Below are 14,449 nucleotides of genomic sequence, written 5' to 3'. Positions count from 1 at the left end.
CCCCCCCCCCCCCCCCCCCCCCCCCCCCCCCCCCCCCCCCCCCCCCCCCCCCCCCCCCCCCCCCCCCCCCCCCCCCCCCCCCCCCCCCCCGCCGCCGTTCGGCATCTGTTTTCCGGTTTTCCGGTTCCGGGACGTGCCGCGAGGAGACCCCGCGCCCTGTGCCCGTGCCCGTCTCTAGGCCGTCTGCTGGGCCACCAGGGCCAGGGCTGCCGCCACGAGGACCACCAGGAGCGCGATGAGCGCCATGGGGTTCAGGCCTGCGAAGGGGCCCTCCTGCTGGAGGCGCTCCCGGTTCGCCCGGCACACCGGGCAGCGGCCCTGACTGACGGGCGCGGCGCAGTTCGCGCACACGAGCCGGTCATATGTCATGCGCTCTCCTCCTCTCGTCCCCTTGAACAACGCGTGGGGGAACGCTCCCGTTCCCCCTACCACTGTGCCAGCTCCGGCGACATTCGGCGCGGCCCGTCCGGGCAATCGCGAACGCTCCCTTCCCCGACCAGGGGATATATCGGGCAACTACGGGCGGCGGGTCCCCTCCCCGCGCCCGTTCGCGTATGGTCACGCACACCTACCCCCGGCGACCGTGGTGCACCCGTGATCCGATTCGACAACGTCTCCAAGTCCTACCCGAAGCAGAACCGTCCCGCACTCAGAGATGTCTCCCTGGAGATCGCGAAGGGCGAGTTCGTCTTCCTGGTCGGCTCCTCCGGCTCCGGCAAGTCCACCTTCCTGCGGCTGATCCTCCGCGAGGAGCGGGCCAGCCACGGCCAGGTCCACGTCCTGGGCAAGGACCTCGGCAAGCTCTCCAACTGGAAGGTCCCGCAGATGCGGCGCCAGCTGGGGACCGTCTTCCAGGACTTCCGCCTGCTGCCCAACAAGACGGTGGCGGAGAACGTCGCCTTCGCCCAGGAGGTCATCGGCAAGCCGCGCGGCGAGATCCGCAAGGCCGTCCCGCAGGTCCTGGAGCTGGTGGGCCTCGGCGGCAAGGAGGGCCGCATGCCCGGCGAGCTCTCCGGCGGTGAGCAGCAGCGCGTGGCCATCGCCCGCGCCTTCGTCAACCGCCCCTCCCTGCTGATCGCGGACGAGCCCACCGGCAACCTCGACCCGCAGACCTCCGTCGGGATCATGAAGCTGCTCGACCGGATCAACCGCACCGGCACCACCGTCATCATGGCCACGCACGACCAGCAGATCGTGGACCAGATGCGCAAGCGCGTCATCGAACTCGAACAGGGCCGTCTCGTACGCGACCAGTCGCGCGGCGTCTACGGCTACCAGCACTGAAAGGCCCACCCAGACGTCATGCGCGCCCAGTTCGTCATGTCGGAGATCGGCGTCGGTCTCCGCCGCAATCTCACCATGACCTTCGCGGTCATCATCTCCGTGGCCCTGTCGCTGGCCCTGTTCGGCGGCTCCCTGCTCATGCGCGACCAGGTGAGCCAGATGAAGGGCTACTGGTACGACAAGGTCAACGTCTCGATCTACCTGTGCAACAAGAGCGACGCGGAGAACAGCGAGACCGGGAGCAAGGCCTGCGCCAAGGGCGCGGTCACGCCCGAGCAGAAGCAGCAGATCGAGACCGACCTGAAGAAGATGGACCTCGTCCAGACGGTCCACTACGAGTCCGCCGACGAGGCCTACAAGCACTACAAGGAGCGCTTCGGGCACACCGCGCTCGCCTCGGTCGTCACCCCGGACCAGATGCCCGAGTCCTTCCGCGTGAAGCTCAAGGAGCCGGAGAAGTACCAGGTCATCACGACCGCGTTCGCCGGCCGTGACGGCGTGCAGTCGGTGGAGGACCAGCACCGCGAGCTGGACAACCTCTTCCAGATGCTCAACTACCTCAACTGGGCCGCCCTCGGCATCATGCTGATCATGCTGATCGTGGCCCTGCTGCTGATCGTCAACACGGTGCGCGTCTCGGCCTTCAGCCGGCGCAGGGAGACCGGGATCATGCGGCTGGTCGGCGCCTCCAGCTTCTACATCCAGGTGCCGTTCATCATGGAGGCCGCGTTCGCCGGCCTCATCGGCGCCGTGTTCGCCTGCCTCATGCTCGGCGCCGGCCAGTACTTCGTCATCGACCACGGGGCCGCGCTGCGCACCAAGATGGAGCTGATCAACTTCATCGGCTGGGACTCCGTGCTGACGAAGCTGCCGCTGGTGCTCGCCATCGGCGTGCTGATGCCCTCCCTGGCGGCCTTCCTGGCGTTGCGCAAGTACCTGAAGGTGTGACAAGCGCCCCGTGTGAGCTCCGTCCAACCCGGCGTGCCCATACGGACCTTGTCCTAGACTCGGCGCCATGCAGGGTCTGCCCGCCTTCTGTCTTCGGCCCCGCGACCTCCGTCGCGGGGCCGCTTTGACGCTGGCCTTCGTCGCGGCCGTCACCGCCGCCGCGGGCCTCGGCTGCTGGGACGGCGCCGGCGCCGCAGGCCGTGCCGACGCCGGATTAACGGCCGCCGACACCGCCGCCCCCGCCCCCGCCCCCGGACCGTCCGGCCCGCCCGCCGGCACCGCCGACCGGGAGGCCGTCGCCCGCGCCGCCGCCGAGGCCGTCGCCGAGGGCAAGTCCGGCAAGAAGGCCGCCCAGGAAGTGGTCAGCCGCAGCGGCGACCGCTGGGGCGTCGTCTACGACCAGGGCGAGTACGCCGCCTTCGCCGACGACCTCGACGGCCGCTGGACCGGTGTCGGACTGTGGCCCGAGCGCCGCGCCGACGGCCGCATCGAGATCGGCAGGGTCCAGCCCGGCAGCCCCGCCGCCCGCGCCGGCCTGCGCGCCGGGGACCGGCTGCTCGACGTCGACGGCCGCCCCGTCACCGGCCTGCGCGTCTCCGAGGTCGTCGCCCTCCTGCGCGGCGAGGCCGGCACCCCCGTGGTCCTGCGGTACGGCCGGGACGGCGCCCCGGACCTCACCCAGACCCTCCACCGCGAGCAGCTGCGCACCGAGCCCGTGACCGTACGGGAACTGCCCGGCGGGATCACCGTCATCAAGGTCGCCTCCTTCAGCCGCGGCTCCGGCGAGCGCGTCAAGGCCGCCGTCCGGGCCGCCCCGCCCGGCGCCGGCGTCATGCTCGACCTGCGCGGCAACCCGGGCGGGCTCGTCACCGAGGCCGTGACCGCCGCGTCCGCCTTCCTCGACGGGGGACTCGTCGCCACGTACGACGTCCGCGGCGACGAGCGCGCCCTGTACGCCGCCCCCGGCGGGGACACCGCCCGGCCGCTGGTCGCCCTGGTCGACGGCGGCACCATGAGCGCGGCGGAACTCGTCACGGGCGCCCTCCAGGACCGCGGCCGCGCCGTCGCCGTGGGCACCCGGACCTTCGGCAAGGGCGCGGTGCAGATGCCGACGCAGCTCCCGGACGGCTCGGTCGCCGAGCTGACGGTGGGCACGTACCGCACCCCGGCGGGGCGCAGCCTCGACGGCAGCGGCATCACCCCGGACCTCGCGGCGGGCACGGCCGTCGAGGAGCGGGCCCGTGCGGTATTGGGTGGCCTCGGGGCGGGTTCGTAGTGCGAAAATGGCTGCACTATGGCTAAGGAAAAAGGGCGCAAGCTGATCGCCCAGAACAAGAAGGCGCGGCACGACTTCCACATCCTCGACACCTACGAGTGCGGCCTCGTGCTCATGGGCACCGAGGTGAAGTCGCTGCGCCAGGGCCGGGCCTCGCTGGTCGACGGGTTCGTGCAGATGGACGGCCACGAGGCGTGGCTGCACAACGTGCACGTGCCGGAGTACAGCCAGGGCACCTGGACCAACCACAGCGCCCGCCGGAAGCGCAAGCTGCTCCTCCACCGCGAGGAGATCGACAAGCTGGAGTCCAAGTCGCAGGAGACGGGTCACACGATCGTGCCCCTGTCGCTGTACTTCAAGGACGGCCGGGCGAAGGTCGAGATCGCGCTGGCGAAGGGCAAGAAGGAGTACGACAAGCGCCAGACGCTGCGCGAGAAGCAGGACCGCCGTGAGGCCGACCGCGCGATGTCTGCGGCGCGCAGGCGTCAGCGGGGTTAATCCTGTAGCTTGCGACGGCCGTGGTCGCGTACCATGGCGTCAGCGCCGCCCCCTGGTGAGGGGCGGATGCAGTTTGTTAATTCAACATGGGGATGATCGGTTTCGACAGCGGATGTCGAGGCAGGGGAAGCGAGCCGAGGAAGCGGCAATGATCTCGTTAACCCTATGTCGCAAAAAATAATCGCCAACACCAAGAGCGATAACTCCCGCTTCGCCCTCGCTGCCTAATCTCAGCGAAACAAACGAAGCCTCTGTGAGGAGCGTCAGCCCGGGCGTGATCCCGACCCGGATCCTGGCGTCAGCTAGGGATCTAAACCTCTAACCCCGGTCACGGGGGTCGGAGGGAAATCAAACAGTGACTGAGCCCGTCGGAGACTTGTCCGCGTGATCTCCGGGGCCGAGAAAATCGAAGCGGACTGCGCTCGGAGAAGCCCTGGTTCTGCACCGTTGGACGCGGGTTCGATTCCCGCCATCTCCACTCATCCCATGTGGGCGAAGGCCCCGCGACCGGTTCGGTCGCGGGGCCTTCGTCATGCCGTGGCCTCAATCCTCCTTGGTCGAGGCTCGCACCTCCCCGCATGCCGTGGCTGTGGCCGCCCCCTCGCGGTCACGGGCGACGGCTTCCATAAGCCGGCGGGCGTTGGCGGGGGAGCGCAGCAGGTAGCGGGTCTCCTCCCAGGCGTCGTCATCGTCGTCGGCCTGTGTGGTCATGTGCGGTACCTACCTCCGTAGGGCGGGGAGCGGGCAGCTGCGCCGTGCGGCGCAGACAAGAGCGGTTCAGATCATTCCCCAAGGCCGCCCCCACCGCCCGTCAGGGCGGTAGCGTGGGATGCCGGTCGCGACCGGGGTCCTACCGAGAAGGAGACGTGGGTACGCCTGTCCCCGTCGAAGGCGGGGCGCTGATCCCGATGCCGGAACTCACCGTTTCCGCCATGCGGCACGCCGTTGCCCGCATCGCCCCCTCCCGGATCCGCGCCTTCGACGAGCATCTGGCCGAGGCCGCCACGAACGCGCAGCAGGCTCAGAGCCTCGCTCCCCTGCGGAGCTTCGTTCACGCCTGGGCGGTGACCGTGGCCATCGCCCGCCACCCCGCCCGGGCCGCCCGCTTCCACGCTCTGGAAGCCTTGACCGACGCTGGGGAGGAGGATCCTGCGGAGGCACTCGCAGAGATCCAACAGATCCTCCGGGCGGCGGGGCACGAAGCAGGTCTGTGAGCGACCGGGCGGCGTCACCTGGTCCGGGTTGGGCCTCCCGTGAGGGCTGCCCCGATCGCCAGGGCCAGGAGGGCCGACGCGGCCGGGAGGGCGTACGGGGTCGTGGTGCCCCAGTGGTCGATGGTCCAGCCTGCGGTTGCCGAGCCGGTGGCGATGCCCGCGAAGATCGCGGTGACCGCCAGGGTCATGCCCTCGTTGAGGCGGGCCGGCGGGGTCGCGGCGTGGACGCGGGACATCGCCGTGACCATGGTCGGGGCCGTGGCCATGCCCGCCAGGAGGAGGGCGCAGCCCAGCAGGAGCACCGAGCCCGTCGCGGCCGCCGCCCAGGGCAGGGCCATTGCTGCGGTGAGGGCGGCCAGGCAGGCGGGCAGGGTGAGCGGGCGGAGCGTGCCGTAGAGGAGGCCCGCCGCGCAGGAGCCGGCCGCCTGGAGGGCCAGGACCGGCCCGGAGGCGGCGCCCAGGCCGTGGGCGTCGAGGTAGGCGATGGAAGTGACCTCCAGCGCGCCGAACATCACGCCGAGGGGGAGGAAGAGGGCCAGCAGGGGGCGGACGGAGCGGAGCGGGGCGGTGTCCCGGGCGGTCCGGTTCGGCGGGGGTTCCGTCGAGCGCTGTGCGGTGAAGAGCAGCATGCCGGTGAGGAGGAGGACGGCGGCGGTGAGGGTGCCCGCCTCGGGGAAGGCGGCCGAGCACAGGGCGGCCGCGACCACCGGGCCGAGCATGAAGCACAGCTCGTCGGCGGCCTGTTCGAAGGCCATGGCCGTGTGGTGGGCGGAGCGGTTGTCGCGTAGCAGGTGGGTCCAGCGGGCCCGGGACATGCCGCCGATGTTGGGTGTGGTCGCCGTGGCCGCGTAGCTGGCGAAGAGGGTCCAGGCGGGGGCGCCGGAGCGGACGCACAGGATCAGCGAGAGCGAGCCGAGGACCGCGATCAGCGTGGCCGGGACGGCGATCCGCGCCTGTCCGTACCGGTCGACCAGGCGGGCGGTCCAGGGCGCGACCAGGGCGGTGGCCGCGAGGCCGGTGGCCGTGACCGCGCCGGCGAGGGCGTAGGAGCCGCGCTGGCCGGCGATCATCATCACCGCGCTGACGCCGAACATGCCCATGGGGAGGCGGGCCAGCAGGTTCCCGGCGGTGAAGGCGCGGGTGCCCGGGAGGGCGAACAGGCGGCCGTAGGGGCCCGGCTCGCGACGGGGCCGGGACGGCTTCCGGTCCGGGAGCGGTGCGATCACCAGCGTGGTGCCGGTCATGGTCATGCGGGGGCGGGTCGGGGGCGGGGCGGTGTGCGGCATGTCATCCAAGATCCGGGCCGGCGGGGGGAGGCGTCCAACACCTGTTCGCCGCCGATTCACCGGTTTTGGTTGTTAGTCTCGGCGGGTGAATGCCCGTGACCTGGAACCCCGGCTGCTGCGCTCCTTCCTCGCGGTGGCCGAGGAACTGCACTTCACCCGTGCCGCCGCCCGGCTGTACCTGGCCCAGCAGGCCCTCAGCAGGGACGTGCGCCGTCTGGAAGAGGCCCTGGGAACGCCCCTGTTCGCCCGGACCACCCGTGCCGTCGAGCTGACCGCCGACGGGGAGCGGCTGGTGGCGCCGGCCCGGCGGGTGCTGGCCGCGTACGAGGAGCTGGCCGGCGCCTTCGCCGGCCCGCGCCCGCTGCTGGTCGACCTGAACACCGACGGCCCGAGCACCGCCCGCACCGTGCTGGAGCGGGCCCGCGAACTCGCCCCGGACTGCGAGCTGATGGCCCGCTTCGAGAGCGGGCTGACGCACGCCGCGGCCGAGGTCGCCGCCGGGCGGCTGGACGTGGCGTTCGGGTACGTCGACGGGCTGGAGCCGGTGCTCCGCGCCCGCCTCGACCACGTGCCCGTACGCTACGAGCCGCTCGCCGTCCTGCTGCCCGACGGGCACCCGCTGGCCGTGGAACAGCAGCACGGCGGCGGACCGCTGCCCATCGGTGCGCTCGCCGGGGAGCGGGTGTACGCCGGGGCCGGGAACCCGCGGACCCTGGAGTGGACGCGGCTGGCGCGCGAGCTGTTCGAGGGGCGGGGGATCGCGCTGGCGCCGCCCGCGCCCGTGGCGGTGGGGAAGGACGAGTTCCGCCGGGTGATGGCGAAGACCCGCAACCCGGTCCTGGCCACCGTCGACTTCGTCGACATGCCCGGCTGCGTGAAGCGCCCGCTGGCCGACCCGGTGCCGCTGTCGCCGCTGTCGATGGCGTGGCGCAAGGGGTTCCGGCACCCCGGCCTCGACGCGCTGCGACGGGCCGCGGCCCATCTCGCCGCCGACCGCGGCTGGCTGGACGTGCCCGCCGGGAGCTGGCTCCCGGCCGCCGCGCTCACAGGCCTGCCCCGCGGCGGGTGAGTGCAAGGTTTCCCGCCGGTCATCCGGCGGGGACCGAGGCCGAAACGCGCCGTTCCTAACCTCGGACCACGGACCGAGGAACTGTGGAGGCGTGTGATGACCGGTACGACCGCACCGCGCAGGGGAGGCCGCTGGATCGAGCGGTGGGACCCGGAGGACGAGGCCTTCTGGAAGGAGTCCGGCGAGCGGATCGCCCGCCGCAACCTGCTGTGGTCCGTGGTCAGCGAGCACATCGGGTTCTCCATCTGGTCCCTGTGGTCGGTGATGGTGCTCTTCATGGGCCCCGAGTACGGGATCGACCCGGCCGGCAAGTTCTTCCTCATCGCGACGGCCACCACCGTGGGCGCCCTCGTCCGCATCCCCTACACCTTCGCCGTCGCCCGGTTCGGCGGCCGGAACTGGACCGTCGTCAGCGCCCTGCTGCTGCTCGCGCCGACCACGGCAGCGCTGTTCGTCATGGAGCCCGGGACCTCGTACGGGACCTTCCTGGCCGTGGCGGCCCTCACCGGTGTCGGCGGCGGGAACTTCGCCTCCTCGATGACCAACATCAACGCCTTCTTCCCGCTGCGCAAGAAGGGCTGGGCGCTCGGCCTGAACGCGGGCGGCGGCAACATCGGGGTGCCGGTGGTGCAGCTGGCCGCGCTGCTCGTCATCGCGACCGCCGGAGCCGGGCGGCCCAGGCTGCTCCTGTCCGTCTACCTGCCGCTGATCGTGGCCGCGGCCGTGATGGCACTGCTGCGGATGGACAACCTGGCGCCGGTGCGGAACGACGGGGGCGCCCTGCGGGAGGCGGTCCGCGAACGGCACACCTGGATCATGGCGCTGCTGTACGTCGGCACCTTCGGCTCCTTCATCGGCTACAGCTTCGCCTTCGGGCTGGTGCTCCAGACGCAGTTCGGCCGGACCCCGCTGCAGGCCGCCTCGCTCACCTTCGTCGGACCGCTGCTCGGATCACTGATCCGTCCCGTGGGCGGTGCTCTCGCGGACCGGTTCGGCGGGGCGCGCATCACCCTCGGCAGCTTCGCGGCGATGGCCGCCGCGACCGGGGTGGTCGTGTACGCCTCGCTGCGGGAGTCGCTGCCCCTCTTCCTCGCCGGGTTCATCGGGCTGTTCGTGCTCAGCGGGATCGGCAACGGATCCACGTACAAGATGATCCCCGGCATCTTCCAGGCCCAGGCCCTCGCCCGCGGCATGGGCGGCGAGGCCGCGGCCGCCTACGGGCGGCGGCTCTCCGGCGCCTCCATGGGCCTCATCGGGGCGGTGGGCGCGCTCGGCGGACTCGGCATCAACCTGGCCTTCCGGGAGGCCTTCCGGGTCTCGGGGTCCGGGACCGCCGCCTTCGTCGCCTTCCTCGGCTGCTACGCCGTCTGCTGCACGGTCACCTGGGCGGTATACCTTCGCCGGCCCGCCGCCGCGGCCCGCCCGGACGCCGGGGTCGAGGCGAAGCCGCAGCTCATGTCGGTGTAACAGCGATTTACGGCCACGAAATACGGCGGAACCGGGCCTGACACGCAGACTTGACAGGCTCGGTTCCCGTCGCGCGACACGTGGTCGCGAACGCGATAACGACCCACTGGGCAAGGCAGGTCACCATGGACGACGACACCCCGACGCGTGCCGGCAGCGCAACCGCCACCGCCGTCGCCGCTGCTCCCGCCGCCGACCCGGCCGATCCGGCCGCCGCGGCCGCCGCTGCCGCCGCCGTCACCACGGTCGCCGCGGCGGCAGCGGTCGCTCCGCTGGCCGGCTTCACCGTGGGGGTCACCGCCGCCCGGCGGGCGGACGAGCTGATCGCCCTGCTGCGCCGGCGCGGAGCCACCGTCCTGCACGCCCCCGCGCTGCGGATCGTGCCGCTCGCCGACGACAGCGAACTCCTCGCCGCCACACGGGAACTGCTCGCCGCCCCGCCAGACGCGGTCGTCGCCACCACCGCCATCGGGTTCCGCGGCTGGATCGAGGCCGCCGACGGCTGGGGCCTCGGCGAGGAGCTGCTCGGACGGCTGCGCGCCGCCGAACTCCTCGCCCGCGGCCCGAAGGTGAAGGGTGCCATCCGGGCCGCCGGGCTGGTGGAGGACTGGTCCCCGGAATCGGAGTCCCTCGCCGAGGTCCTCGACCGGCTGCTGGCCGGCGGGGTGGCCGGGCGGCGCATCGCGATCCAGCTGCACGGCGAACCGCTGCCCGGGTTCGTCGAGGCCCTGCGGGCCGGCGGGGCCGACGTCGTAGGCGTCCCGGTGTACCGGTGGATGGCCCCGGAGGACCTCGGGCCGCTGGACCGGCTGCTGGACGCGGTGGTGTGCGGCGGGGTCGACGCAGTGAGCTTCACCTCCGCCCCGGCGGCGGCCTCGCTGCTGTCCCGGGCCGAGGAACGGGGCCTTGCGGACCCGGTGCTGGCCGGGCTGCGCGGCAGCGTGCTCTCCGCGTGCGTGGGCCCGGTGACGGCGGTACCGCTCCAGGCGCGCGGCGTGGACACCGTGCAGCCGGAGCGGTTCCGGCTCGGCCCGCTGGTGCAGCTGCTGTGCCGGGAGCTGCCCGGCCGGGCCAAGGTGCTGCCGGTCGCCGGGCACCGGCTGGAGATCCGGGGCCAAGCGGTGCTCGTGGACGACGCGCTGCGGCCCGTGCCGCCGGCCGGGATGGCCCTGCTGCGGGCGCTGGCCCGGCGGCCCGGCTGGGTCGTGGCCCGCGCGGAGCTGCTGCGGGCGCTGCCCGGGGCGGGCCGGGACGAGCACGCAGTGGAGACGGCCATGGCCCGGCTGCGCGGGGCGCTGGGGGTGCCGAACCTCATCCAGACGATGGTCAAGCGGGGCTACCGGCTGGCGCTGGACGCGGGGGTCGACGCCAAGTACGCCGACTAACCGCCGCGGGCGGTGCGGTGGACGTTGTGCTCCTGCACGTCCGGGAGCAGTGCTGCTGCAGCCGTGAAGTCCTTGTCGTCGTGGAGGATGACGAGGCCGTGGTGTGAAGCAGTCGCACAGACGATCCAGTCGACGACGGAAAGACTCTGGTGCCGGCTGCGCTGCGCAAGGCGGTACTGCGCCGTCTCGATCCACTGCCATGCGTTCTTGGGCACGGCGACGTCGGGGTAGAGGTCGGCGAACATGTCGGTCATGGCCTCGTACTCGTCGAGGTTCCGCGCCGACCGGCGGAACTCCGTCCGCTGCGGACGGCACGAGCCGACGTTGCCCTCGTCCACCTCGTGGGCCCAGGCCCCGTTGAGCTCCCGGTCGCGCTGGAGGCGCCACACCGCGGTCGAGTCGATCAGATAGCGGAGCACCTCAGCCGAGCCCCTTCTCGGCGCGGTGCAGGCGGAGGAACCCCTCCTCGTCCCAATCCTGCGCGGCCTGGAAGTGGCGCAGCCGGGCCTCCGTGCGGCGCCGGCGCTCGACGTACTCGCGCAGGGCGCGGTTGACGGTCTCCTTCTTGGTCCGGGCCCCCGAGAGCCGCATCGCCTCTGCCAGGGCTTCGTCGTCGAGATCGATCTGGGTGGCTGACACAGGGGCCTCCAGCGCAACATGGGCTTTGTCCAAGGGTATCGGATATCGCATACATCGCGCCTCGGTCTCGCCCATGCCGCCGGTGCCGTCGCCACGAGCAGCGCCGGCCCCGGCCCCTCGCGAAACAGCACCATCGGCCGCCCGTACGGGGGGTTCCGCATCCACCCGGCGCGCGGCACTCTGAAAGCGCGTCCCTGACAAGAGGCGGTGACGGGCATGTGGTTCGACTCCGGGCGGGTGTGCCTGGACCTGCTGGCCACCTCCGCGGTGCCCGCCGCCGCGGGATCCGCCGCCGCGGGATCCGCCGGCGCGGGATCCTCTGGTGCCGCCGACGGCGCAGCCCCCGGCGCCCCCGCCGACGCGGCCGCCTCGCGCACTGAGGAGCTCCGCGACGGCGACGGGCTGCGCCTGTGGCTCGCCGGCGCCGGGCTCGTCCCCGACCGGACCCCGCTCACCCGGGTGGGCCCCGACTGGGTCGCGGCCTTCCGGACCCTGCGCGCCGACGTCGGCAGCCTCGTCCGCGCCGAGCTCGCCGGGGCCGGGCCCGACGAGGGCGCGCTCGCCCGGGTCAACGCGCTGGCCGCCGGACCACCCCCCGGCCTGTGCGCCGTCCAGGACCAGGAGGGGCACCTCGTACGGGAGCTGTGCGGCGGGGTGGAGTGCGGCGCGCTGCTCGCCGCGGTCGCCCGGGACGCCGTGGAACTCCTCACCGACCCCGGCGACCGGGCCCTGCTGCGCTCCTGCGCGGCGGACGGCTGCACCCGCGTCTACCTGGACACCTCCCGCGGCCACCGGCGCCGCTGGTGCTCCAGCGAGGTGTGCGGCAACCGCGAGCGCGTCGCCCGCCACCGGCGCCGCGTCCTCGCCGCCCGCCCGGCCAGGTGATCCGCCCGCCGCCGACGGAACGGGCGTGCGGACCGGGCACGGCTTCGCGTACGGTTGACGGTCGCCCATGCACGTCAGAAGGGGGCCATTGGTGGCCGCGCAGGATGCCGCTGTCGACAGCACGGCGGATTCCGTCCGCGATCGGGAGATCGCGATCGAGCAGACTCATCTGGACCAGGTGTACCGCCGCCTCGAGGAGAAGATCGACGAGGCCGAGTTCCTGATGAACGACGCGGCCAAGCGCGGCCAGGTCGGCACGCCCGGCGCGCTGGCCGAGCGCGACGCGCAGGTCTTCCGGGCGGGCATCCACCTCAACCGGCTCAACAACGAGTTCGAGGACTTCCTCTTCGGCCGCATCGACCTGGTGCTCGGCAAGGACGGCGAGCGCGGCCCGGACGGCGCGTACACCTCCGTCCAGCCCGCCGACGACGCGATCCGCGAGGGTGGGACCGGCCCGGTCGCCGACATCGCCGAGACCCTGCACATCGGCCGCATCGGCGTCCTCGACGCCGACTACGCGCCGCTGGTCATCGACTGGCGCGCGCCGGCCGCCGCGCCGTTCTACCGGTCCACGCCCAAGGACCCCGGCCGGGTCGTGCGGCGCCGCGTCATCCGCTCCAAGGGCCGCAAGGTCCTCGGCGTCGAGGACGACCTGATGCGCCCCGAGGTCACCGCCTTCCTCGACGGCCGCGAACTGCCGGCGATCGGCGACGGCGCCCTCATGGCCGCCCTCGGGCGGGCCCGTACGCACACCATGCGCGACATCGTCTCGTCCATCCAGGCCGAGCAGGACCTCGTCATCCGCGCCCCCGCCGCGTCCGTCGCCGAGGTCGCGGGCGGCCCCGGCACCGGCAAGACCGCCGTCGCCCTGCACCGCGCCGCCTACCTGCTCTACCAGGACCGGCGCCGCTACTCCGGCGGCATCCTGATCGTCTCCCCGACCCCGCTGCTCGTCTCGTACACCGAGGGCGTGCTGCCCTCGCTCGGCGAGGAGGGCCAGGTCGCGATCCGGGCGCTGGGCTCGCTGGTCGACGGCGCCGAGGCCACCGCGTACGACGAGGCGGCCGTGGCCCGGATCAAGGGCTCCTCCCGGATGCTGAAGGTCCTGCGCAAGGCCGTCCGCGGCGCGCTCGAACTCGGCGACGCGCCCGAGCGGCTGCGCGTGGTGGCCTTCTCCCGCCGCGTGGAGCTGGAGGCCGACGAGCTGAACCGGATCCGGCAGAACGTGCTCGGCGGCACCGCCCCGGTCAACCTGCTGCGCCCGCGCGCCCGCAAGCTGCTCCTGGACGCCCTGTACGCGAAGACGGGCGCGGCCGGCCGGCACAGCGACCCGGAGCTGGCCGCCGAGCTGCGCTCGGCCTTCGACGAGGACGTCTCCACCGAGGACTCCTTCATCGAGTTCCTGAACGCCTGGTGGCCCGAGCTGACCCCGCGCGCCGTGCTCGGCGCCCTCGGCGACGAGCGGCGCCTCGGCCGCTGGTCGCGCCGGGTGCTGAACCCGCGCGAGGCCCGCCGGCTGGCCCGTTCGCTGCGCCGCGTCGGACCGGACGGCAACGGCCCGCTGTCGGTGCACGACGTGGCCCTGCTGGACGAGCTCCAGCAGCTGCTCGGCGCCCCGGCGCGGCCGAAGCGGAAGCGGGAGGCGGACCCGCTGGACCAGCTGACCGGGCTCCAGGAGCTGATGCCGGTCCGCGAGGAGAGCCAGTGGGAGCGCGCGGAGCGGATCGCCGCGGAGCGCACCGAGTACGCGCACGTGATCGTGGACGAGGCGCAGGACCTGACGCCCATGCAGTGGCGGATGGTCGGCCGCCGCGGCCGACACGGCACCTGGACGGTGGTCGGCGACCCCGCGCAGTCCTCGTGGACCGACCTGGAGGAGGCGGCCGCCGCCCGTGACGAGGCCCTGGGCACCCGGCCGCGCCGCCGCTTCACCCTGACGGTGAACTACCGCAACCCGGCGGAGGTCGCCGAGATCGCCGCCCGGGTGCTGAAGCTGGCGATGCCGGGGATGGAGCCGCCGACCGCGGTCCGCTCCACCGGCCTGGAGCCGCGGTTCACCACCGCCGACGGCGATCTGGGGGCCGTGGTGCGGGAGGAGGCGCGCCGGCTGCTGGAGCAGGTCGACGGCACCGTCGGCGTGGTCGTCGCCATGGACCGGCGCGAGGAGGCCGCCGGCTGGCTGGCGGAACTGGGCGAGCGGGCGGTCGCGCTGGGCAGCCTGGAGGCCAAGGGCCTGGAGTACGACGCCACGGTGGTCGTCTCCCCGGCGGAGATCGCTGGCGGCACCACCCGTGAGGAGGTCGAGGCGGGCGAGTTCCCGGCGGGCCTGCGCGTGCTGTACGTGGCGCTGACGCGTGCGACGCAGCAGCTGACGGTGATCTCCACCGAGCGGGACGAGCCGGACGCGGACGGCCTGCCGTCCCTGCTGCGGCCGTGAGGGCGGCCCTGACGACGGCCCGACGGCGGCCCCGGACGGCACGGTGACGGCGGCCCCGGAC

The 14,449-nt window shown here is 73.1% G+C and carries 14 protein-coding genes, 1 other RNA gene and 1 pseudogene; 11 read left to right on the top strand and 5 right to left on the bottom strand.

The window, feature by feature from the left end; all coding sequences use genetic code 11:
- Nucleotides 1-174: 174 nt before the first annotated feature.
- Nucleotides 175-369: a hypothetical protein gene (locus AC068A_RS03505; RefSeq protein ID WP_478580046.1), complete on the bottom strand. Its 195-nt coding sequence runs from the start codon at nucleotides 367-369 to the stop codon at nucleotides 175-177.
- A 225-nt stretch (nucleotides 370-594) separates the two neighbouring features.
- On the opposite strand from AC068A_RS03505, the gene ftsE reads away from it, so the two are divergent.
- The 5 genes from ftsE (at nucleotide 595) to ssrA (ending at nucleotide 4,487) form a co-directional block, all read left to right on the top strand.
- Nucleotides 595-1,284: a cell division ATP-binding protein FtsE gene (gene ftsE, locus AC068A_RS03500; RefSeq protein WP_478580043.1), complete on the top strand. Its 690-nt coding sequence runs from the start codon at nucleotides 595-597 to the stop codon at nucleotides 1,282-1,284.
- An 18-nt stretch (nucleotides 1,285-1,302) separates the two neighbouring features.
- The gene (ftsX, locus tag AC068A_RS03495) at nucleotides 1,303-2,232 is read left to right on the top strand and encodes a permease-like cell division protein FtsX (protein WP_478580040.1); all 930 of its coding nucleotides are present in this window, start codon (nucleotides 1,303-1,305) and stop codon (nucleotides 2,230-2,232) included.
- 67 nt (nucleotides 2,233-2,299) lie between these two features.
- The gene (locus tag AC068A_RS03490; protein ID WP_478580037.1) at nucleotides 2,300-3,508 is read left to right on the top strand and encodes a S41 family peptidase; all 1,209 of its coding nucleotides are present in this window, start codon (nucleotides 2,300-2,302) and stop codon (nucleotides 3,506-3,508) included.
- Nucleotides 3,509-3,526: 18 nt separating this feature from the next.
- The gene (gene smpB / locus AC068A_RS03485) at nucleotides 3,527-4,006 is read left to right on the top strand and encodes an SsrA-binding protein SmpB (protein WP_478580034.1); all 480 of its coding nucleotides are present in this window, start codon (nucleotides 3,527-3,529) and stop codon (nucleotides 4,004-4,006) included.
- An 88-nt stretch (nucleotides 4,007-4,094) separates the two neighbouring features.
- Nucleotides 4,095-4,487: a transfer-messenger RNA gene (gene ssrA, locus AC068A_RS03480) on the top strand.
- Nucleotides 4,488-4,549: 62 nt separating this feature from the next.
- On the opposite strand, the pseudogene AC068A_RS03475 reads toward ssrA, so the two are convergent.
- A pseudogene (locus AC068A_RS03475) lies at nucleotides 4,550-4,699 on the bottom strand (type II toxin-antitoxin system prevent-host-death family antitoxin); the annotation flags it as partial.
- A gap of 173 nt (nucleotides 4,700-4,872) precedes the next feature.
- On the opposite strand from AC068A_RS03475, the gene AC068A_RS03470 reads away from it, so the two are divergent.
- Nucleotides 4,873-5,220 carry a DUF6247 family protein gene (locus tag AC068A_RS03470; protein ID WP_478580031.1) on the top strand — a complete coding sequence of 116 codons (348 nt, stop codon included), beginning with the start codon at nucleotides 4,873-4,875 and terminating at the stop codon, nucleotides 5,218-5,220.
- Between the two features lie 14 nt (nucleotides 5,221-5,234).
- On the opposite strand, the gene AC068A_RS03465 is transcribed toward AC068A_RS03470, so the two are convergent.
- Nucleotides 5,235-6,506 (bottom strand): MFS transporter, encoded by a 1,272-nt coding sequence (locus AC068A_RS03465; RefSeq protein WP_478580028.1) that lies wholly within the window; start codon nucleotides 6,504-6,506, stop codon nucleotides 5,235-5,237.
- Nucleotides 6,507-6,591: 85 nt separating this feature from the next.
- On the opposite strand from AC068A_RS03465, the gene AC068A_RS03460 reads away from it, so the two are divergent.
- The 3 genes from AC068A_RS03460 to AC068A_RS03450 all read left to right on the top strand — a co-directional run bounded on the left by AC068A_RS03460 (nucleotide 6,592) and on the right by AC068A_RS03450 (nucleotide 10,427).
- Nucleotides 6,592-7,575: a LysR family transcriptional regulator gene (locus AC068A_RS03460; RefSeq protein WP_478580025.1), complete on the top strand. Its 984-nt coding sequence runs from the start codon at nucleotides 6,592-6,594 to the stop codon at nucleotides 7,573-7,575.
- Between the two features lie 96 nt (nucleotides 7,576-7,671).
- A complete protein-coding gene (locus tag AC068A_RS03455; RefSeq protein WP_478580022.1) occupies nucleotides 7,672-9,042 on the top strand; it encodes a nitrate/nitrite transporter in 1,371 nt (456 codons plus the stop codon).
- 125 nt (nucleotides 9,043-9,167) lie between these two features.
- The gene (locus AC068A_RS03450; RefSeq protein WP_478580019.1) at nucleotides 9,168-10,427 is read left to right on the top strand and encodes a uroporphyrinogen-III synthase; all 1,260 of its coding nucleotides are present in this window, start codon (nucleotides 9,168-9,170) and stop codon (nucleotides 10,425-10,427) included.
- On the opposite strand, the gene AC068A_RS03445 is transcribed toward AC068A_RS03450, so the two are convergent.
- Complete coding sequence (locus tag AC068A_RS03445; protein ID WP_478580016.1) at nucleotides 10,424-10,846, bottom strand: PIN domain-containing protein; 423 nt, start codon at nucleotides 10,844-10,846, stop codon at nucleotides 10,424-10,426. The two genes, AC068A_RS03450 and AC068A_RS03445, sit on opposite strands and share 4 nt — an antisense overlap.
- Nucleotide 10,847: 1 nt before the next feature.
- The gene (locus AC068A_RS03440) at nucleotides 10,848-11,066 is read right to left on the bottom strand and encodes a type II toxin-antitoxin system VapB family antitoxin (RefSeq protein ID WP_478580013.1); all 219 of its coding nucleotides are present in this window, start codon (nucleotides 11,064-11,066) and stop codon (nucleotides 10,848-10,850) included.
- Between the two features lie 216 nt (nucleotides 11,067-11,282).
- Between AC068A_RS03440 and AC068A_RS03435 the strand changes: the two genes are divergently transcribed.
- Nucleotides 11,283-11,951 (top strand): CGNR zinc finger domain-containing protein, encoded by a 669-nt coding sequence (locus AC068A_RS03435; RefSeq protein ID WP_478580012.1) that lies wholly within the window; start codon nucleotides 11,283-11,285, stop codon nucleotides 11,949-11,951.
- A 91-nt stretch (nucleotides 11,952-12,042) separates the two neighbouring features.
- The gene (locus tag AC068A_RS03430) at nucleotides 12,043-14,388 is read left to right on the top strand and encodes a HelD family protein (RefSeq protein WP_478580009.1); all 2,346 of its coding nucleotides are present in this window, start codon (nucleotides 12,043-12,045) and stop codon (nucleotides 14,386-14,388) included.
- The last annotated feature ends 61 nt before the right edge of the window (nucleotides 14,389-14,449 follow it).

The organism is Streptomyces sp. NPDC043854 (assembly GCF_056436005.1).
This window is presented reverse-complemented; position numbering and strand designations above follow the sequence as displayed.